Origin of the sequence: Prevotella sp. HCN-7019, assembly GCF_037890215.1 — a bacterium.
Taxonomy (GTDB): Bacteria; Bacteroidota; Bacteroidia; order Bacteroidales; family Bacteroidaceae; genus Prevotella.
Genome location: NZ_JBBKBO010000004.1, coordinates 221,121 through 240,892, shown reverse-complemented (window position 1 = coordinate 240,892; position 19,772 = coordinate 221,121). Strand labels below are relative to the sequence as shown.

Genomic DNA, 19,772 nt, shown 5'->3' with positions numbered 1-19,772 from the left:
ATATATATAAGTGTTTCTGTCTGCGGAATATTATATATTATTTTGCTCATCTTTATTGTATGTAAGCCTGTTATATGTATTGAGGAAGAGTTTGTATGTATGTTATGGTGCTGACAGTACAGGTACGGCAATATTGTCTGGTATATGATGGATGTTCTATGTTAACGCTGTTATGTCAAGGTAGGTAATGGGTGAGAATGTATCAATGGATAATTTTGATCTATGATATATATAATTCTCCGGATATAGGAGAACTTATAATTTTAAATAGACATACCTATGAATTTTTTATAAATAGGATTTATTTAGGTTTTTATATACTACCTATTATATAAAAATCAACCCAACATCAGTGATATATTCTAATGCCAGGTTGATTTTAATTAGTACATATAAATTTATTTTGTACTATTGATAATATTGCTCATCACGATATCTGCTGATTTATATGATAATCCTGATTTTCCAACTTTTTGTGGATCATATTGCATTTCTTTAATTGTATCAGTATAAAAGGCACTGTTTAATATCGTCAGATTTGAAGTTAATTGTCATAGGATTGATGATCCAACTTAGTTTGTTATTCTCAATTTTCATTAGTTCGGTCAACCCACAAATGATCGGATAGAAGAAGCCATATGCGTAATCATATGTTGACTTCTTTTCAGAATGGTCCGGTATATTTACTTATGTAGCCGCCTGTTTTATTTTCTTTTTGAGTAACACCTTTTATACGTCCGAAAGATCCTGCATTAAAATTATATATGTATGGGAAATAATAATAAACTTTATCACAGAATCTTATAATATCATCGACAAGTTCAAATCCAGATTTAACAGCAGAATCAATAATATTATATTTACCAAGCTGCAGTTCTGAGATATTATTATCTTTCATCAAGTTACGATAATATTTAACACAAGTGCTCTTTTGTGAGTATAGTGAAATACGATTGAGTGATCCGATATTATTATATTTTTGTTTAAGATGATAATAATAAACAATATCTGGAAATGGTTTTATATGATATTATAATAGAACTTTTACGATATTAGAAACAGACTATATTGAATTAATTTTGTATTTTTGTCAATACTAAATCTTACGACTACATACAACATTAGAAAGGCCTCTGTGAGGCAGTTACGACATAGAGAGACTTTTGACATGACATACATTATATCCATAATATAAATATGAGGAAGATAATAACAATCGTTTTAAGTGGTGTGATGGCGTCTGTGTATGGGCAGAACATTAAATATGCCAATACCATCAAGATTGAGCCGGATGATCCGAAGGAGGTAATCATTGAGAAGGCGGCGCATGTTGTTCCTACCGAGAACCAGTTGCGGGCGATGGAACGTGAGTTCATTGCTTTCGTGCATTTCGGTCCGAATACGTTCACTCGCATGGAGTGGGGATCCGGAATGGAAGATCCTGCCGTGTTCGATCTTAAGAATCTGGATACAGACCAATGGTGTGAGGCCATCAAGGCTGCCGGGATGAAGCTTGTAATACTCACTGTGAAGCATCATGACGGTTTCGTGTTGTGGCAGAGCCGATATACGAAGCACGGCATTATGTCGAGCCCGTTCCAGGACGGTAAGGGCGACATTCTGCGCTCATTATCCGAATCGTGCCGCAAGTACGGTCTGCGTCTTGGCATATATCTGTCGCCTGCCGACCTTTATCAGATAGAAAGTCCGGAAGGCCTTTACGGCAACCTGAGCAAATACACCATGCGTACGATACCCAAACCGGTTGAGGGCCGACCGTTCAAGAACAAGAAGACATTCCGCTTTATGGCCGATGACTACAACGAGTATTTCATGAGTCAGCTCTTCGAAATACTCACCGAGTACGGTCCTATAGACGAGATATGGTTTGACGGAGCACATCCAAAGCGGAAGGGAGGACAGAGATACAACTACACGGCATGGCGCGAGCTCATAAGGACATTGGTGCCCGATGCCGTTATTTACGGCCGCGAGGACGTACGCTGGTGCGGCAACGAGTCGGGGCATACTCGCGACACCGAGTGGAATGTGGTGCCATTCCAGCACAATCCCGACACAATGACACACTATGACGATATCGTGGCGGAGGATGTCGGCAGCCGTGAGCGGTTGTATGAAGCCAGATATCTGCATTATCAGTATCCGGAAACCGACACGTCGATACGCGAAGGATGGTTCTATCGCGACGACACCAACCAGAGAGTGCGCAATGCCGACGATGTATTCGACATATACGAGCGTTCCGTGGGAGGCAATTCCGTATTCCTGCTCAACATTCCGCCAAACCGCGACGGCCGCTTTTCGGACACGGATGTCGATGTGTTGCACGAAGTGGGCCGGCGCATATGCGAGACCTACGACACCGACTTGCTCGACGGGGCTTCAGGTCCGCGCAAGCTGCTCGACAACAAACTTGATACTTACGTCAGCGTGTACGAAAACTCGGAAATAGTAATAACCACGCCGCGTCCCATAACCTTCAACCGCCTGCTCATACAGGAAGCCATAGCCAAGCGTGGCGAACGTGTGGAGGAACATGTCCTGGAGGCATGGGTTGACGGCGGATGGAAGGAACTGGCACGTGCCACCAACATCGGCTACAAGCGCATTCTGCGTTTTGCCGACGTCACCACCGACCGCCTGCGTCTGCGTTTCCCAAAGATGCGCAAGGAGGCCGGTATTGCCAAGGTGTCGGCTCATTATTATCATTCGCGTCCGCCGCAGCTCACTGCCAGTCGCAGTCTGGACGGAACGGTGGAGATAAAACCTATGGATCTTGGTTTCAGATGGAAGAGACATGGGGAGGATGTGGCAGCAAATCTGAATGCCGGTTTCAAGATATACTATACTCTGAACGGTGACGATCCGGCCGAGCATGGCACCGAATACAGCGGCCCGATACAGACCACTAACCAGGAGCTGCGTGCCGTGTCGGTGCTCAACGGCCGTGCTGGAGCGGTATATCGCGAACAGCTGGGCTATGTGAAGAGTGGCTGGAAGGTTTCGGTCTGTGGCAGCGAGCAAAGCGGACACGAGGCGGCGAAAGCCATAGACGAAAATCCCGACACCTATTGGCGCAGCGAGAAAGGTGCTGCCGACTGTTCGCTCGCCGTGGATTTGGGTCGCGAGCTTACTCTGAAAGGCTTTGCCTACACGCCGCAGAAGGCCGACAAAGAAGGTATGATGGAGCGTGGCACGGTATGGATAAGCCGCGACGGAAAGGACTGGCAGAAGGCCGAGGACTTCACTTTCGGCAATCTGATAAATGATCCTGTGAAACGTTATCATTACTTCCAGAAACCGTGCATGGCGCGATATGTGAAGATAGAAATGACTGAGGCCGCCGCAAACTCAGGCTACGCCTCCATGGCAGAGCTCGATTTCTTTTAAATCCGGCATATATTGTTTTTCATATAAATCAAGGAGACAGAGATTATATTTTTCGTATGACTTTACTTAAACCCAATGTATAGGAGTGTACATAGTCAGATTGTGAACAACAACAATCTGTATTTAGACACAAGGTGATGATGATGATATTTCATATTGGGAGCACAAGAGATGATGGCAAGACCTAATTATCGCATTGTGCATTTTTTCTTGATTGCAGATATTCTTCCTTGCCGGGGAAGTTCAAATTGCCGATGGCTCCTGTGTTATATCTGAATACCACTCGTGGAGAGTACAATATATTTCCCTGGTCCGAACCGATCGTGTCCTGTTTCTCGGGAGACAGGGTCTTGGGATAAATCAGATAATCATATTTATCGAGGAGTACTCGTCTGAATCCGATTCCGTAAGGCTTTTCGGGAGATGCCGTAACCGATATTGAGATACAATGTATGTCGTCCAAAGCATTCTCAATGTAATCCAGATCCGTTCTGTCCATACCGGACAGGAGCAGAAGTGAATCAACTTTCTCTTTACTCGGATCCCAACCGGTTTCCCCTTGCATATCTTTTATCGATACATGAAAAATCGAGATTTTCCCATTCTCGAATTCGATGTAAATGCCACGTCCGGGTTTTAGCTGATGATACACGTTACGATACAAGTCATCCATCTTTGCATGATATTCCAGATAATGCTTCTCCATTATGTTGGCGTCGCACTTATCGTTGGGATTATAAAGCCATAGAAAGAATGCAAGAATATTGACAACATGCCATATCAGAAGAATCCGTTTGTGATGTGTGTTGTATGGTAAAGAAGTGAAAACGGAAATGACAGACACAGTCAGAGCCGGCAGAACGAGCAGGAAGGCCAATGCTATAATCAGTATTCCGATGAATGTATCTATCCATAATAGGATGATTGATGCCGATATTATAATGACAGAGTAATATTGTGCAAGGACCCAGCTGCTGGTTGGCGGTGATTCTCTTGTTATCTTCGGCTTCATGACTGTTTGTTTTATATAATAACAAAGATAATAAAATCGATGGTTATTAACTGTATGATTCTGAATAAATTCAAATCATTATAAAGTTGGTCGGTTCATTGCAATGTATTATGAAGAATGTTTCATATATTTGTAAATGGACATTGTTTTTACGTTATCGTTAGCGATAAACTCGGAAAGAATAGTATTAACCGTCAAACAATAGAATGCTCATGGAAAAGAATGAATTAGAAAATCTGTTGATGCGGTTCTCTCATTTGGGAGTTACTCGTTCAGAAAATGGAGCGTTGCTGACAGGAAAGGCCCCTCATATTGCCGAATATGCCTGGCTTAACATTATGTACCCCTGTATTACAGAAGCAGAAGTATGCGATTTGGAGAAAAGACTGGGATGCGCTATTCCTGAAGTTTACAGGGACTTTCTGATGAATGTCGCCAATGGCTTTGATATAATGAATTGCACATTGGCACTGCATGGTTGCAGGGCATCATACGACAGATCAGATTTGGATTCATGGTATCCGTTCAGTCTTGAAGATATCCAGAAGTATGAAAGGCCAAAGAATTCATCACCGGAAATGTTCTTTTTTGGAACTTATGAATATGACGGTTCAAAGCTTTATCTTAATACTCTGGATAATAAAGTATACTATTGTAGTCCGTATGATGCGACACCTCTTAAATCATGGAATTCATTATCAGACATGATTACTGCTGAGATTGAAAGAATATTTGCCCTGTTTGATGCTGATGGGCATTGTATCAGTGAAGATGTTCCGACAACTCCGGTCGCTTTGTGATAATTATAGAATAGTATTGAGTGAAGTAGCTGATAACTAATATGGAGCAAGTAATATATTTTTGGAATAGATTGTATTATGGCATGTTCGAATGTAATAGACGAACAGATGTCTTCTTGTATAAATATATACACTCGCTAACTCGTTCGTTATATAATTTGCTCCATAAGAAAAAGATGGATAAACGACGCGATAAGTCTATTTTTAACGATGCTATTAGTGCATTATCTAATCCAAGATTAAGTTCAGCCTCAACGATTACTGATATACTAATATCTACATTCACTGCACTACTAACATGGACATCAATAAATTTCATGTCCATATTAATCCCGGATGTGTCTTTAGTCGGTGTAGATAAGATAACTTTCGTCATAGTCTCTGTAATACCAGGGCTAACGATTAATTATTTTTTATATGGAGAAAAAACAAGTATCTTGTATATTTTGAGATATTTCAAAAGAGTTCAAAAAAACGAAATACAATATGGTGTATTATAAGCATAATATGTTTTGTGCTTGCCTGGGTACTCTTTATTTTTAGCTTATCCATAATGTAATGACAAACGATATGGCATTAAGTAACCGGAACGTAACAATATAAAAGCAATAGTCCATGAATGAGTATAAAATTATTGATAATCTCCCTTTCGGCTTCGATTTCCATAATCGTTCCCGAAAGGAACTGATGAAATATTCAGAATGGTTCTATCAGAATAAAGAACAAAGAATGGCCGAACTTAATCATGCTGTTAAACAATATACAGGCAAGATGTGGCAGCAAGATTATTCCATCCATTCTTTAGCTGAATTAAACTTGTTTTTATTGAATAGTATAAATTCGGAAAATCTTTCAAAGCAAGAATTAGAAGAGAAAAAGAAAAGAGTCCCGACTTACATAACTATCGAGAATTGGGACTTAACCGTTAAGTCACGTTCATTGCTGATAGATGCGGGAATTTATTGGGGAGAAGTGATCGTACATAATAACGATACTTTACATTGGGAGCAATTTTTTTCAAGGAATAAAAATGATAATGACTATGGTCACATGGTCATTATGTTGAAAAATTCCCAAAGGATAAATCCTATATGGTTAATGTATATACAAGGCTTAAAAATTATAAAGAGAACAGCCTCACAGACATTTCTGAATGATTTATATTCCATTTGGACAAGCTATATTTAATAATAGCGGAGTGGAGATATTCTACACCTACGGCGATAGAAATTATATTATATGTATTTATGATAAATGAATAATGAAATATTTATGTGGTCAATTATTGATGGAAAAGAAAAAGTAGAGAAACTGTACAATGGTATTTTACCAAGTTTGGAATCTATATATATCCATGAATTTGCAATAATAACAGGTGAAGACATTGAGTTAGATATAAGATTTGACATAAAGGATATGCCTAAAGATATGCCTTCTAAGTGGATAGAAAGAAAGGTAAATATAGTTCAGTTTGTATTCGGCTTTCTAAGTGTAAAATTCATTGACTTTAATATAGATGAGGACTTTAAAAAGGGATGTGTTTTAAAATGTGAGAAAATGGCAATTGATAAAAGTAAGATTACGATAACAAACAGTGGAGGAGAAGTTAAATTATCTTTCTTCTCAAAATGGAGTTATATAAAAAGTATGTCCGGATACCAACAATATTAGGTGTTGAAGTAACATATGTTTTACTTAAAATATTGTGGTTATCAATTGTTATATGTCATGATTGACTCATAAATTTGTTTAGGACAAAGAATAAATAATCATACGTTTTTTTATAAAAAACAACAACTTATAGTATAGGTATAGTAGTATGGATAATAATAAATTTCATACCTATATTGTATTTAACATTCACTACACAACTTATTGTAAAATGAAATATTATCAATTGTCTTTTACTTTAGATAAAAAAATAAGAGGTAGATATGAAATGCCTCATACAATCAGCATAGAGTCCAAAAATTTCTTGAAATATATTTCAGATAAAGCTAAAACCATTTCTGTCTATTTTGAAAATCAAAGGAATTTTTATGACGATATGCCGGATAACCTTTTGGGTAAACTTTTAAAAAGAAGCAATGTTATAGATTTCATGGATTTTACACCAGCTTGTTTAAGCTTGGTTGCGGTCGTTAGTAATAATATAAAAAGGATCTTTGAACAATTGAAAATTTCAAAAGATGAGTATGTATTTAAAAGAATATTCATAGAAGGTCATACTGAAGATTTCTATCTATTATTTATTCCAATGATACCAGATACTGAATTTGTTTATCCTAAATGTATATTTGAAGATATGTTTGACAATGGAATTACTAAGATATTCAATGATCGCATCGAATACTATAACGCTCCAAATGATTATTGTTTGAAAAAAGTTACATTGGGAAAGGCATATAATAATTATGATTTATTGTATCCACAAGGAGGCGGCTTTTTCTTTTCAGAACGAATAATTAATGCTATGCAACAAGAAAATATTATTGGATACGACATTATTAAAGGTGGATGCTTTTATGCAGAATTACATTTTGTCTAAAAAAATCTCTGTATAGTTCTTCATATTCACCGACGCTGAAACATCCGGCTATGACAAAATCTTCCCCGCTTTTGTCAGCCGGCAACAGCAGGCTGTAGAGCCTGAAAATGGATGTCGGAGACAACACCATTAAAGAGATAGACTCACAAATGAATAGAATAAATAAAATATTAAATAAAGCTTATGGAATTGCAAATTAGTAAAAAGGAAATGTCTGCTTTGTTTGAAAAAGCAAAATGGACTTTTGAGTTGTCAAAAGAAGAAATCTTGAACCTGACAAACTTATTAAATAGAATCGAAAAATGTTCATATCAAGATTATTTTTTGTATGGAATTCACAATGGCATTGCGGCTTTTGGTCTTTGCACTAAACCGACAAGTGATAATATTGCCCTGATTGAGAAGTTTGTCAATACGGAATATTTTTGTGATCCGGTTACATCTGTTGCTCTGAAAGTATTATGTAGCAGTAGTTATTGGGATTTAGCTGGAAATTATGAAGATTTGCTGTGTAAATTCATCCAAATGGACGATGAATCTTATGAAGAGACTGTCAACGTAGCTATTGGCTGCATGGGAAGTTATTGTCATACTACAAAAAATAAAACATATATATCCTTGCTTTTTTCATTGTTTAATAAAGCTCTGAAGGATTATTGTGATAAGGAATCAGATAATGTGTCAAGTATAGGAATTCTTTACAATTCTCTTGAGTCTGTAATCTGGGGAAATAAATATCCTAAAAACAGAAACGTCACATTGGGAGAAATGAAGATATTAATCAGGAAGTCATAGCAAAAATACAATCAATGATGCAATGAATAATATATGGCAATATATGAAATAAATAACAATGACCTAAAATTGATTTCTTGAATGATAAAAGCAATGTTATTGTTATTTATACAATATGAATATAAGCGGAACAGGATTATTAAAATAAAGAAACTAAAGGACGGAACTTTCTGAATTTAACTTCTGTTAGCACAAAATGATCGAAAGAGCCTTTCCTAAATGTTAAATTCAGAAGTCGGAAAAATCATCTTGCGCTGTTCTTCCAGATGAAGGATGTGCCGCGATTAACGGTCCTTCATGCCACACCAAGCAATGCTGCGTCGCCTTGTGTTCGTCTCTGCGCTACAATAAAGGCCGTTTTGTGGTCTGATAATGCCTTTATCAGGGTGTAATATGCACCATATCAGGGGGCAACAAAGGCAATATCAGAGGCTGAAATGGGCTGTTTTGCAGTGCGAAGGTGTATATACAGAATGGTGGTATGGTGTTAAGTGCCTGGTATACAGCTGATTGTGAAAGGTCGCCATTTTCCGCGTTTTTCAAGATAAAAGAGGAGTTGATGGATTTTCCGCGTTAAATAGGCGTTAAAAAATGTTTCATGAAATAGTTCCGCAATGTATAGAACGTGTTGTTTTCTGGATTGAAATAAAATGCCGGAGACCATTTATCTGACCTCCGGCGTTCTGTCTATGTTTGCCACGCAGTTCGCGTTTACAGGTTTATGCAGTCTGACTGTAGTTTTGTCTGCCGTCTGCATGCCTGTCTGCATTGTTCCGTTTTTGTGCATTTATATGCGTCTGCCTCTGAAATGATAAATCAACTGTCTGAAGTTTTCGTATTTATTGCTGTCAATCCACAACTCTTTAGGCGAGAGATTGAATATCATGTATTTGCGGTTGTCGTTGTCATTGTCGTCTCCGAAATACTTCGCAAAGACGATCTTTACAGACTGAGTCATGCAGACCGTGCGTGTTTTCTGCATAGACGGTGTCAGCCCTCAAGTTCCTTTTTCAGGAATCGCGGCGTATATCCCTTGTCGCTTTCGGCCACCTCTTCAGGTGTTCCGGCCGAGAGCAGAGTGCCTCCGTTGCGTCCACCGTCCGGTCCCATGTCTATGATGTAGTCGGCCTGTTTTATCACGTCAAGGTTGTGTTCTATTATGACTACAGTATTGCCGCGGTCAACGAGGCGGCGCACCACGTCCATAAGTATTCTGATGTCCTCGAAATGAAGTCCCGTTGTCGGCTCGTCCAGGATGTAGAGCGTCTTACCGGTGTCGCGCTTGCTCAGTTCGGTGGCCAGTTTCACTCGCTGGCTTTCACCTCCGGAGAGGGTGGTAGAGGGTTGTCCGAGTTTCAGATATCCCAGTCCAACATCCTGTATGGTCTTGATTTTCTGGAGTATGTTGGGCACGTTTTCAAAGAAGTCCACGGCCTGATTGATGGTCATGTCGAGCACGTCGGCAATGCTTTTTCCCTTATATCTCACCTCGAGCGTCTCGCGGTTGTAGCGCTTGCCGTGGCATACCTCGCATGGCACCATCACGTCTGGCAGGAAGTTCATCTCTATGGTCTTGTATCCGTTGCCTCCGCATGCCTCGCAGCGTCCGCCCTTCACGTTGAAGGAGAAGCGTCCCGGTTTGTATCCGCGTATCTTTGCTTCGGGCAGATTGACGAACAGCGAGCGTATGTCGCTGAACACTCCTGTGTATGTGGCGGGGTTTGAGCGCGGCGTACGTCCGAGTGGCGACTGATCGACGTTCACTACCTTGTCGATGAACTCAATGCCTTCTACAGAGTCGTAGGGCATCGGTTTCTTCAGTGAACGGTAGAAGTGCTGGCTCAGGATGGGTTGCAGTGTCTCGTTGATGAGTGTCGACTTGCCCGAGCCGCTGACTCCAGTGACTACAATCAGCTTGCCGAGCGGAAACTCCACGTCCACGTTTTTCAGGTTGTTGCCGCGTGCGCCTCTTATCCACAGGCTGTGGCCGTTGCCTTCGCGGCGGTGTTCGGGTATTTCTATTTTCAGTGTGTTGTTGAGATAGCCGGCGGTGATGGTGTCGTGCTTGAGCATCTCCTCCGGTGTGCCCTGGAACACCACTTCGCCGCCTTTGCGTCCGGCTTTCGGACCGATGTCCACGATGTAGTCGGCACTTAGCATCATGTCCTTGTCGTGTTCCACCACAATAACGGTGTTACCCAGATCGCGCAGGCTCTTGAGCGAGTTTATCAGACGTTCGTTGTCGCGCTGGTGCAGACCGATGCTCGGCTCGTCGAGGATGTAGAGCACATTGACGAGCTGTGAGCCTATTTGTGTGGCAAGTCTTATGCGCTGGCTCTCTCCTCCGGAGAGCGAGGCCGACTGGCGGTTGAGCGACAGATAGTCGAGGCCTACATCAAGAAGAAAGTTTATTCGTGTGCGTATTTCCTTCACAATCTCTGCCGCTATCTTCTGCTGCTTGCTCTCCATGTGTGTTTCTGCCTCACTTAGCCATTCGCTCAGCTGACTCATGTCCATGGCAGCCAGTTCGGATATGTTCTTGTCCCAGATGCGGTATGACAGCGACTCCTTGTTGAGCCTCTGTCCGTTGCATTCCGGGCATGTGCATGTGGCGAGAAACTGGTCGGCCCACTTCTGTCCGTTGGCCGAGTCGTCGCTTTCCATCACGCTGCGCAGATATTTTATTATTCCGTCGAAGGCCACGAAGTAGTCGCTCGATGTGTGGATGAGCTCTTTGTTTATGCGCACATTCTCAAGTGAGCCGTACAACACCTCGTTCAACGCATCTTCCGGAATGTCCTTTATCGGAGTCTTCAGGTCGCAGTCGTACTTCTGCAGCAGTGCCTCTATCTGCCAGAAAATCATCTGGTTCTTGTATTTTCCGAGTGGAACGATGCTGCCGTTGCGTATCGACAGCGAGTCGTCTGGTATCACCTTTTTTATGTCAATCTCGTTCACATAGCCCAGACCCTTGCATCGAGGGCATGCACCTTCGGGCGAGTTGAACGAGAATATGTTTGGCGCCGGGTCCTTATATGATATGCCCGTAGTGGGGCACATGAGTCTTTTTGAGAAATATTTGGCTTCGTCGGCGTCCTTGTTGTATATCATTATAAGTCCGTCACCCTCCTTCATGGCCGTTGACACGCTCTTCTTGAGCCGCTCCACATAGCCTTCTTCCATCTTCAGTTTGTCTATCACAACCTCGATGTTGTGGTTTTTGTAACGGTCGGTCTTCATGCCTCGCGTTATCTCGCTTATCTCGCCGTCGACGCGCGCATACAGATAGCCTTTGCGGCGCAGGCTCTCGAAAAGCTCTCGATAGTGCCCCTTGCGTTGTCTTACGACCGGTGCGAGGATGTATATGCGCTTGCCGTTGTAGTGGGTTCGGATCATTTCCAGAATCTTCTCTTCGGTGTATTTCACCATTTTTTCGCCAGTCACATAGCTGTAGGCCGTGCCGGCTCGTGCGAAGAGAAGTCGCAGATAGTCGTATATCTCGGTTGTCGTGCCCACAGTGGAGCGCGGATTCTTGTTTGTGGTCTTCTGTTCTATGCTGATGACAGGGCTCAGTCCGGTGATCTTGTCCACATCGGGCCGCTCCATGTTGCCCAGAAAGTTGCGTGCGTATGCAGAGAAAGTCTCGATGTATCGGCGTTGTCCTTCGGCATAAATGGTGTCGAAGGCCAGCGACGACTTGCCCGAACCGCTCAGTCCGGTAATCACCGTGAGACTGTTTCTCGGTATCTCTACATCAATGTTTTTCAGATTATGGACGCGTGCGCCCCATACATTGATTTTTTCGTTTTCCATAAAATAAACCTACCTATTGAATATAGTGTTTTTCTGTTTGTTTCAGTTGCCTGACACCGAACCTCCATCCTCTGTGAATCCTCTCAGAAGGTTGACGTCTTTCTTTATGCTGAATTTTCTGCCGTCGGCACCCTTTGCCTCCACGAGTACGAAGTATACGCCGTCTTTCACGTCGTTGCCCTTGTACTTGCCGTCCCATCCTCCGGCCGGGTCGCTCCATTCGTATAGCTTCTGTCCCCAGCGGTTGAATATGTAGGCGTGAAACTCTATGAGGCTCTGATAGCCGTCCTTGGCTTTGTATATGTCGTTTATGCCGTCGCCGTTTGGCGAGAATGCGTTGGGCATCTCCAGCTTGCTTTCGGATATGGAAACGGTCATTGGACCGGTTTCGTCCCAATATTCCTTTGTATATTCCACCAGTTCGTCACCTTTTGTGAAAGTGGCGTAAACCACGATTTTGTGCAGTCCAGCCTTGGTGAATGTGTATTCAGTGTCCTGTTCGTAGCGGATGAGGTAAGGTTCTTCGGCTTCTTCCAGGGAGAAGCGCCATTCGTAGTGGGCTGTCCATCCGTCGGTGTTCTCTGGGTTGGCCTGAAATTTTACGGTCAGAGGCGCTGCGCCGGAATAGCTTGTGCCTGTCTCCTCGCCGTCGGGAGTCATGAATATGGCTGAAGGATTGATCGTGGGATACTCGTCTGCATATACTTTGGCAAATCCGACCAATAAGGATATGATGAGAAAAAATATTTTGTGGTTCATACAAAAGATCTTGTCTTGTGTGATTATAAATGCAAAAATACACAATAAATTTGTTATCGCCGTTTTTTTTAATTATTTTTGAACAGTTGTTTACACAATGTTGTCGTACGGACAATTTTATGTGATATAATTTCAGCGTACGACATATTTTGCGTATTTTTGCATATAAAAACAAAGGACGATTGTATGAGACGTTTTTTCAGATACTGCCTCTTTTCGTGTTTTTTTCTGTTGCCCGCGCTGTCGTTCGGGCAGACCACAAAGTGGCAGGATATATATAAGGTGAAGAAAAAAGACACCGTTTATGGCATAGCAAAAAAATATAACATCACTCCGGAAGAGCTTATGAAGGCCAATCCGGCGATTCCCCAGGCTGATTATAAACTGAAGAAGGGTGAGGAACTGTTCATACCTTATCCGGTGAAGACAGCAAGTGCTACTGCTGCAAGTACAGCAAAAGACACAAAGAAGGTTGAGGCCAAGAAGTCGTCGGCGCTAAGAGTGGGAATAATGTTGCCTTTGCACGACGAAGATGGCGACGGACGCAGGATGGTGGAGTATTACAGAGGTTTTCTGATGGCATGCGACAGTCTGCGGGCAAAAGGAATTTCTACAGATGTTTATGCATGGAATGTGACTGCCGATGCAGACATAAGAATGACTCTGCTTGACGACAATGCCAAGAAGTGTGACATGATTTTCGGTCCGTTATACACCAGCCAGTTGAAGATGCTGGGTGATTTTTGCAGGGCTAACGATATAAAGCTGATTGTTCCGTTCTCCATAAGTGGAAACGAAGTGGAGGCCAATCCTCACATATATCAGGTATATCAGTCGGCTGAAGTGTTGAACGAACGTGCCATCAAAGCCTTCATGGAGCGTTTCCCGGATTGTCATCCGGTGTTCATCGACTGCAACGACACTACGAGCAACAAGGGATCGTTCACATTCGGATTGCGTAAACAGCTCGAAGCTAAAGGTATTGCTTACAGCATAACCAATCTGAAATCGTCTGAGGCATATTTCGCCAAGGCGTTCAGCACTTCCAAACGCAATGTTGTGATACTCAATACCGGTCGTTCGCCACAGCTTAACGTGGCATTCGCAAAACTCGACGGATTGTGCGCGACTAATCCGGGAATAAGAGTTTCGATGTTCGGATATACCGAATGGCTCATGTACACGAAGGTTTATTTGAACTATTTCTACAAATACGATACTTACATCCCGACGACATTCTATTATAATGCATTGTCTGAACAGACAGAGGCGTTCGAGTCGTCTTACCGTAAATGGTTCAAGTCTGACATGCAGACGGCGCTTCCACGGTTCGCTCTGACGGGATACGATCATGCTTGTTTCTTCATCGGGGGTGAGCATGCGCGTGGCAAGTCATTCCGCGGAACGAAGGGACAAAGCACATATCGTCCGCTTCAGACGCCTTTGAAGTTTGAGTATGCATCACCTAATGGCGGTATGCGCAACAATGCTTTCATGCTTGTTCACTACATGAGCAGCCGCAGAATAGAATCCATAAGTTATTGATGTTATGAGCATTCGCAATACATTTGTTTCTTTGCTGTTACTTTACTCGGCCGGTGCTGCAGCTCAGATAGGTGAGCATCGCAACGATCTTTCCATCGGTTTCAACGGCGGATATGTGTTGAGCAATGTCGGATTCACTCCGAAGGTGACGCAAGGATATCATGGCGGAATGACAGGAGGTCTGTCTGTAAGATACGTATGTGAAAAATATTTCAATACGATATGCTCCATCTATGGCGAGGTGAACTATGCTCAGGCCGGATGGAAAGAGGATATCCGTATGACAGACGGCAGTCCGGTAATTAACAAAGTGACAGGTCTGCCGGAGGAGTACAGCCGTACGCTTAATTATGTCCAGATACCTATCTTTGCCCATCTGGCATGGGGACGTGAGACAAAAGGCTTCCAGTTCTTCTTCCAGGCAGGTCCGCAGTTCGGTTTTCTCATAAGTGAGAAGACCAAGACAAACTTCAATTTCGCAGATCGTAATATGGACGATCGCACCAATAAGGTTTGCGCACAGGATACAATGGCTGTGGAGAATAAGTTTGACTATGGTATTGCTGCCGGTGTGGGTATGGAATATTCAATACCGAAAGTCGGACATTTCTTGCTCGAAGGACGATATTACTACGGCTTAGGCAATATTTACGGCAACTCAAAGCGTGATTATTTTGCCAAATCAAATATAGGAAACATAGTCATAAAACTGACATATCTGTTTGACATAACTAAAACCAAAAAATAAAAAAACATGTTTGAAGGTCAACCAAAAGGACTCTATGCGTTGGCATTGGCCAACACTGGAGAGCGTTTCGGCTATTATACAATGATAGCCGTGTTTGCATTGTTTCTAAAAGCCAACTTCGGACTGGATCCCGGTACGGCAGGTCTGATTTACAGTTCGTTTCTTGGCTTAGTCTATTTCTTGCCGTTCATCGGTGGTATCATGGCTGATAAGTTCGGTTATGGCCGCATGGTGACAATCGGAATTCTCATTATGTTTGCCGGCTATCTGTTCTTGTCGATTCCTTTGGGAGGCGATACGTTAGCTTTGGTTTGTATGCTTGTTGCCCTGATTCTCATCAGTTTCGGAACCGGTTTGTTCAAAGGTAACTTGCAGGTAATGGTGGGTAATCTGTATGATGATCCCAAGTATTCCGACAAGCGCGATTCTGCTTTCTCTATTTTCTACATGGCCATAAACATCGGTGCACTTTTTGCTCCGACTGCAGCTGTAAAGATAAAGGATTGGGCTGAATCTATAGGTTATGCTTCCAACGATGCTTATCATTTCTCGTTTGCGGTAGCCTGCGCTTCACTCATTCTGTCAATAGCTATTTACTATATATTCCGCCCGACGTTCAGACACGTTGAAGGTGGTGTTGCAAAGAGTGGCGAGGCTGTTCAGACCGAGCAACAGCTATCTCAGTCTGAGACAACAGCCCGCATCATCGCTCTTTGCCTCGTATTTGCGGTTGTGATATTCTTCTGGATGGCATTCCATCAGAATGGTCTTACTCTGACTTATTTTGCTGATGAATTCACTGCCAAGAGTTCTTCTGGAGTTGAAAGTATGGCTTTTGATGTGTTCAATCTGGTTGCCATAATATTTATTGTTTATGCACTCTTCTCTCTGTTCCAGAGCAAGAAAGGCCGCACTAAGATGATTTCGGCTCTTGTGATTGTTCTTTCATGTGTTTATCTTTATTACAGATACACCACTCTTGAAGGTGAGGTTGCTGTAAGTGCTCCGATCTTCCAGCATTTCAATCCGTTCTATGTTGTTGCATTGACACCTGTCAGCATGGCTATTTTCGGAAGCCTTGCACGCAAAGGCAAGGAACCTTCTGCACCCCGTAAGATTGCCTACGGTATGCTTGTTGCAGCAATAGGTTTCGGTGTTATGGCTGTCGGTTCACTTTCATTGCCGAGTCCAGATGCTCAGAAAGCTGCTGGTGATGCTGCCGTGTTTGTGTCTCCTAACTGGCTTATAACAACATATCTTGTACTTACATTCGGTGAGTTGTTGCTCAGTCCGATGGGTATATCGTTTGTTTCAAAGGTAGCACCTCCAAAGTATAAGGGAATGATGATGGGTGGATGGTTTGTTGCAACAGCCATCGGTAACATCCTTGTCAGCGTTGGAGGTTATCTCTGGGGCAGTCTTCCGTTGTGGTGTGTATGGAGCGTGTTCATCGTTCTTTGCCTCATCTCGGCTCTGTTCATGTTCTCTATTATGAAGAAACTGGAGAAAGTCTGCTGATAAAAAGAATAATTTTGTAGCGCTGTTATAAATGCGCTTCAATATAAAGAAAAATGCTTTCCGGTGTTATCTATAGCCGGAAAGCATTTTTTATGTTATATGGAGATAGGGAAGAGAAAATATGTAATGTAGTGATATAATTCTATAGGCATTGTATCAGATTCGTTTTGTTATGGCTTGTGCAGTATTAATGGATTGTTTGGAAAACTGTGTTTCTATAATAGATTATAAAGGGATATTTTCGCTTTTGTTTACAAATAAAGGACGCACATTTTATTGAAGTGCGTCCTTTATTTGTACAAGTACTTTTATTGGTATGCCTTATTTAATCTTTTTATCCGGCCATGTAAGCCCATATTGCAAATGCGGTCAAGCATAAAGCTGCAATACACATCACGTAGAATAAAACCGTTGTGATAGTGTGTTGCAGACGTATTTTCTTGAGTCTTTGATTTTTTAACTCTTCGGCGTCACCAATGTGCTTGTGTGAATGATGTAATGTCATAATTTTTTTTGCAGTTGTTTCTTAAAATACGGCATACCGTTTTTATGACGGCATGCCGCGATTCTTTGTTAGTTATTTGCTTCGTTTTCTCTTTCAATTTGTTACATGAAAGCTACTGTCAGTCCGGCCATAACAATACTTACCATAGACATGAGCTTTATAAGTATGTTGAGCGACGGACCGCTTGTGTCCTTGAACGGATCACCGACGGTATCTCCGACGATTGTCGCCTTATGACACGGACTTCCCTTGCCTCCGAAGTTACCTTCTTCAACCATTTTCTTTGCATTATCCCATGCACCGCCGGCGTTGGCCATGAATACGGCTAAGGTAAAACCTGTCGCAAGACTGCCGGCGAGCAGTCCGAGAACTCCTGCTACTCCGAGCACCACACCCACGATGACTGGTATAAGAATGGCAAGAACTGCCGGAAGAACCATCTCGCGCTGTGCTCCGCGTGTACTAATCTCAACACATCGTCCGTAGTCAGGCAGAGCTTCGCCTTGCAATATACCCTTTATCTCGCGGAACTGACGGCGTACTTCCTCGACCATTGAGGCTGCGGCACGGCTTACAGCGCCCATTGTAAGACCGCAGAAAAGGAATGCTGCCATGGCACCGATGAAACAGCCAACAATTACTTCTGGATTGATGAGATTGACACGGAAGAACTCCATGAAGTCGGTTATGCCGGCATTGGCCGGATTGAATACCTCACCAGCTGCGTCGATGAATTGTCGTCCGCCTTCTGCAGCACGTATCATGGCTATCTTTATTTCTTCGACATACGAAGCGAGCAGTGCTAGGGCTGTAAGTGCGGCTGAACCGATGGCAAATCCCTTGCCCGTGGCAGCTGTTGTGTTGCCTAGTGCATCGAGTGCGTCAGTGCGATGTCTGATTTCCTCTCCCAGTCCGCTCATCTCTGCATTACCGCCGGCATTGTCGGCGATAGGGCCGTAGGCATCTGTCGCCAATGTGATGCCGAGTGTGGACAACATGCCGACTGATGCAATGCCGATGCCGTAGAGGCCTTTACTTACAGATGTAGCACTCATAGTCATGTCAAATCCATTTGCACAGAGATAGCTCATTAATATTGCCGCTGAAATGGCAAGCACAGGTATGAGTGTCGATATCATGCCGGTTCCAATACCTTTTATAATTACTGTCGCAGAACCGGTGACCGATGCCTCGGCAATTTTCTGAGTCGGTTTATAGCTGTGCGATGTGTAATATTCAGTGGCCTGTCCTATTACAACTCCGGCTATCAGACCACTCAGGACAGAAAATGACAATCCGAGCCAGTTGTCGATGTTGAGCATGTATAGTATGACGAAAGTGGCTATTGCCGTCAATCCTGCGCTGAGGTTTGTCCCGACACCTAGTGAGTGTAGCAGGTCTTTCATTGTCGCACCTTCCTTTGTTTTAACGGCAAGGATGCCGAGCAGTGAAAGGAATATGCCCACAGTGGCAATAAGCATCGGTGCAATGACAGCCTTAAGCTGCATGTCGCCACTCATGGCGAAAGCCGTTGCGCCGAGTGCAGCGGTAGAAAGAATTGATCCGCAATAGCTTTCATACAGGTCGGCACCCATTCCTGCCACGTCACCTACATTGTCGCCTACGTTGTCGGCAATTGTCGCCGGATTTCGCGGATCGTCTTCCGGTATGTCTGCCTCCACTTTTCCTACAAGGTCGGCACCTACGTCAGCCGCCTTAGTATAGATGCCTCCGCCTACACGTGCGAACAGAGCCTGCGTCGATGCACCCATTCCGAAGGTAAGCATGGTTGTTGTGATAGTGACTAAAGCCATCTGCTCTCCGTCGTACACTGCATTGAGAATAACAAACCAGAGAGCGATGTCGAGCAGTCCCAGACCGACAACCACCAGTCCCATCACGGCGCCGCTGCGGAACGCTATTTTCAAACCACTGTCAAGGCCACGGCGTGCGGCGTTTGCCGTACGTGCCGAAGCATATGTCGCAGTTTTCATTCCGAGAAATCCTGCAAGGCCGGAGAAGAAACCTCCGGTGAGGAATGCAAAGGGCACCCACGGATTCTGTACCTTCATGACATAGGCCATGAACGCGAATACCGCGGCAAGAATGACAAAGACGATGGTCACTATCTTGTATTGTTGTTTCAGATAGGCCATGGCGCCTTTCCTTACATAACCGGCTATTTCACGCATCCTTACAGTTCCTTCGTCTTCCTTCATCATGCTTCTGAAGAAGAACCACGCTGCAGCCAGAGCCGTCAAGCTGGCTACGGGAACGAGCCAAAATACAGATGGAATGTTACTCATATAGTTTCAGTT

15 protein-coding genes are annotated in these 19,772 nt (G+C 43.2%); 9 read left to right on the top strand and 6 right to left on the bottom strand.

The annotated features are described in order from the left end of the window. Positions 1–664 precede the first annotated feature (664 nt). Positions 665–898 (bottom strand): hypothetical protein, encoded by a 234-nt coding sequence (locus WKT13_RS08065; RefSeq protein WP_340323506.1) that lies wholly within the window; start codon positions 896–898, stop codon positions 665–667. Between the two features lie 299 nt (positions 899–1,197). Here WKT13_RS08065 and WKT13_RS08060 point away from each other — a divergent pair, with 299 nt between their 5' ends. Beyond that, positions 1,198–3,411: an alpha-L-fucosidase gene (locus WKT13_RS08060; RefSeq protein ID WP_340323505.1), complete on the top strand. Its 2,214-nt coding sequence runs from the start codon at positions 1,198–1,200 to the stop codon at positions 3,409–3,411. A 184-nt stretch (positions 3,412–3,595) separates the two neighbouring features. On the opposite strand, the gene WKT13_RS08055 is transcribed toward WKT13_RS08060, so the two are convergent. Then, entirely contained in the window at positions 3,596–4,423 is an 828-nt protein-coding gene (locus tag WKT13_RS08055) for a hypothetical protein (RefSeq protein ID WP_340323504.1), read from the bottom strand. Between the two features lie 212 nt (positions 4,424–4,635). Between WKT13_RS08055 and WKT13_RS08050 the strand changes: the two genes are divergently transcribed. The 5 genes from WKT13_RS08050 to WKT13_RS08030 all read left to right on the top strand — a co-directional run bounded on the left by WKT13_RS08050 (position 4,636) and on the right by WKT13_RS08030 (position 8,566). After that, a complete protein-coding gene (locus WKT13_RS08050) occupies positions 4,636–5,223 on the top strand; it encodes an SMI1/KNR4 family protein (RefSeq protein ID WP_340323503.1) in 588 nt (195 codons plus the stop codon). A gap of 615 nt (positions 5,224–5,838) precedes the next feature. Next, on the top strand, positions 5,839–6,411 hold the full coding sequence (locus WKT13_RS08045) for a hypothetical protein (RefSeq protein WP_340323502.1): 573 nt from the start codon (positions 5,839–5,841) through the stop codon (positions 6,409–6,411). Between the two features lie 84 nt (positions 6,412–6,495). Beyond that, complete coding sequence (locus tag WKT13_RS08040) at positions 6,496–6,894, top strand: Imm50 family immunity protein (protein WP_340323501.1); 399 nt, start codon at positions 6,496–6,498, stop codon at positions 6,892–6,894. Between the two features lie 211 nt (positions 6,895–7,105). Then, positions 7,106–7,771, top strand: coding sequence for a hypothetical protein (locus WKT13_RS08035; RefSeq protein WP_340323500.1), 666 nt, complete (start codon positions 7,106–7,108; stop codon positions 7,769–7,771). A 183-nt stretch (positions 7,772–7,954) separates the two neighbouring features. Beyond that, positions 7,955–8,566, top strand: coding sequence for a hypothetical protein (locus WKT13_RS08030; RefSeq protein ID WP_340323499.1), 612 nt, complete (start codon positions 7,955–7,957; stop codon positions 8,564–8,566). Positions 8,567–9,353: 787 nt separating this feature from the next. Here WKT13_RS08030 and WKT13_RS08025 read toward each other — a convergent pair. Genes WKT13_RS08025 through WKT13_RS08015 form a run of 3 tightly spaced genes read right to left on the bottom strand, consistent with a single transcriptional unit; the run spans position 9,354 to position 13,138 of the window. Further along, a complete protein-coding gene (locus WKT13_RS08025; protein WP_340323498.1) occupies positions 9,354–9,524 on the bottom strand; it encodes a hypothetical protein in 171 nt (56 codons plus the stop codon). A 32-nt stretch (positions 9,525–9,556) separates the two neighbouring features. Beyond that, positions 9,557–12,379: an excinuclease ABC subunit UvrA gene (gene uvrA, locus WKT13_RS08020; protein WP_340323497.1), complete on the bottom strand. Its 2,823-nt coding sequence runs from the start codon at positions 12,377–12,379 to the stop codon at positions 9,557–9,559. Between the two features lie 42 nt (positions 12,380–12,421). Further along, on the bottom strand, positions 12,422–13,138 hold the full coding sequence (locus WKT13_RS08015) for a gliding motility-associated C-terminal domain-containing protein (RefSeq protein WP_340323496.1): 717 nt from the start codon (positions 13,136–13,138) through the stop codon (positions 12,422–12,424). Positions 13,139–13,324: 186 nt separating this feature from the next. Here WKT13_RS08015 and WKT13_RS08010 point away from each other — a divergent pair, with 186 nt between their 5' ends. From WKT13_RS08010 to WKT13_RS08000, 3 genes are read left to right on the top strand one after another with little or no spacing between them, the layout of a single operon-like run. Further along, entirely contained in the window at positions 13,325–14,683 is a 1,359-nt protein-coding gene (locus WKT13_RS08010; protein WP_340323495.1) for a LysM peptidoglycan-binding domain-containing protein, read from the top strand. 4 nt (positions 14,684–14,687) lie between these two features. Then, positions 14,688–15,431 carry a porin family protein gene (locus tag WKT13_RS08005; RefSeq protein WP_298621484.1) on the top strand — a complete coding sequence of 248 codons (744 nt, stop codon included), beginning with the start codon at positions 14,688–14,690 and terminating at the stop codon, positions 15,429–15,431. A 6-nt stretch (positions 15,432–15,437) separates the two neighbouring features. Beyond that, complete coding sequence (locus WKT13_RS08000) at positions 15,438–16,949, top strand: peptide MFS transporter (protein ID WP_298621482.1); 1,512 nt, start codon at positions 15,438–15,440, stop codon at positions 16,947–16,949. A gap of 606 nt (positions 16,950–17,555) precedes the next feature. On the opposite strand, the gene WKT13_RS07995 is transcribed toward WKT13_RS08000, so the two are convergent. Then, positions 17,556–19,760 (bottom strand): sodium-translocating pyrophosphatase, encoded by a 2,205-nt coding sequence (locus WKT13_RS07995; protein ID WP_340323494.1) that lies wholly within the window; start codon positions 19,758–19,760, stop codon positions 17,556–17,558. Positions 19,761–19,772 lie beyond the last annotated feature (12 nt).

What these genes read in the sequence shown, in the direction of transcription:
- WKT13_RS08065 (WP_340323506.1), bottom strand. Translation starts at nt 898, where the DNA reads ATGAAAGATAATAATATCTCAGAACTGCAGCTTGGTAAATATAATATT.
- WKT13_RS08060 (WP_340323505.1), top strand. Translation starts at nt 1,198, where the DNA reads ATGAGGAAGATAATAACAATCGTTTTAAGTGGTGTGATGGCGTCTGTG.
- WKT13_RS08055 (WP_340323504.1), bottom strand. Translation starts at nt 4,423, where the DNA reads ATGAAGCCGAAGATAACAAGAGAATCACCGCCAACCAGCAGCTGGGTC.
- WKT13_RS08050 (WP_340323503.1), top strand. Translation starts at nt 4,636, where the DNA reads ATGGAAAAGAATGAATTAGAAAATCTGTTGATGCGGTTCTCTCATTTG.
- WKT13_RS08045 (WP_340323502.1), top strand. Translation starts at nt 5,839, where the DNA reads ATGAATGAGTATAAAATTATTGATAATCTCCCTTTCGGCTTCGATTTC.
- WKT13_RS08040 (WP_340323501.1), top strand. Translation starts at nt 6,496, where the DNA reads ATGTGGTCAATTATTGATGGAAAAGAAAAAGTAGAGAAACTGTACAAT.
- WKT13_RS08035 (WP_340323500.1), top strand. Translation starts at nt 7,106, where the DNA reads ATGAAATATTATCAATTGTCTTTTACTTTAGATAAAAAAATAAGAGGT.
- WKT13_RS08030 (WP_340323499.1), top strand. Translation starts at nt 7,955, where the DNA reads ATGGAATTGCAAATTAGTAAAAAGGAAATGTCTGCTTTGTTTGAAAAA.
- WKT13_RS08025 (WP_340323498.1), bottom strand. Translation starts at nt 9,524, where the DNA reads ATGACTCAGTCTGTAAAGATCGTCTTTGCGAAGTATTTCGGAGACGAC.
- uvrA (WP_340323497.1), bottom strand. Translation starts at nt 12,379, where the DNA reads ATGGAAAACGAAAAAATCAATGTATGGGGCGCACGCGTCCATAATCTG.
- WKT13_RS08015 (WP_340323496.1), bottom strand. Translation starts at nt 13,138, where the DNA reads ATGAACCACAAAATATTTTTTCTCATCATATCCTTATTGGTCGGATTT.
- WKT13_RS08010 (WP_340323495.1), top strand. Translation starts at nt 13,325, where the DNA reads ATGAGACGTTTTTTCAGATACTGCCTCTTTTCGTGTTTTTTTCTGTTG.
- WKT13_RS08005 (WP_298621484.1), top strand. Translation starts at nt 14,688, where the DNA reads ATGAGCATTCGCAATACATTTGTTTCTTTGCTGTTACTTTACTCGGCC.
- WKT13_RS08000 (WP_298621482.1), top strand. Translation starts at nt 15,438, where the DNA reads ATGTTTGAAGGTCAACCAAAAGGACTCTATGCGTTGGCATTGGCCAAC.
- WKT13_RS07995 (WP_340323494.1), bottom strand. Translation starts at nt 19,760, where the DNA reads ATGAGTAACATTCCATCTGTATTTTGGCTCGTTCCCGTAGCCAGCTTG.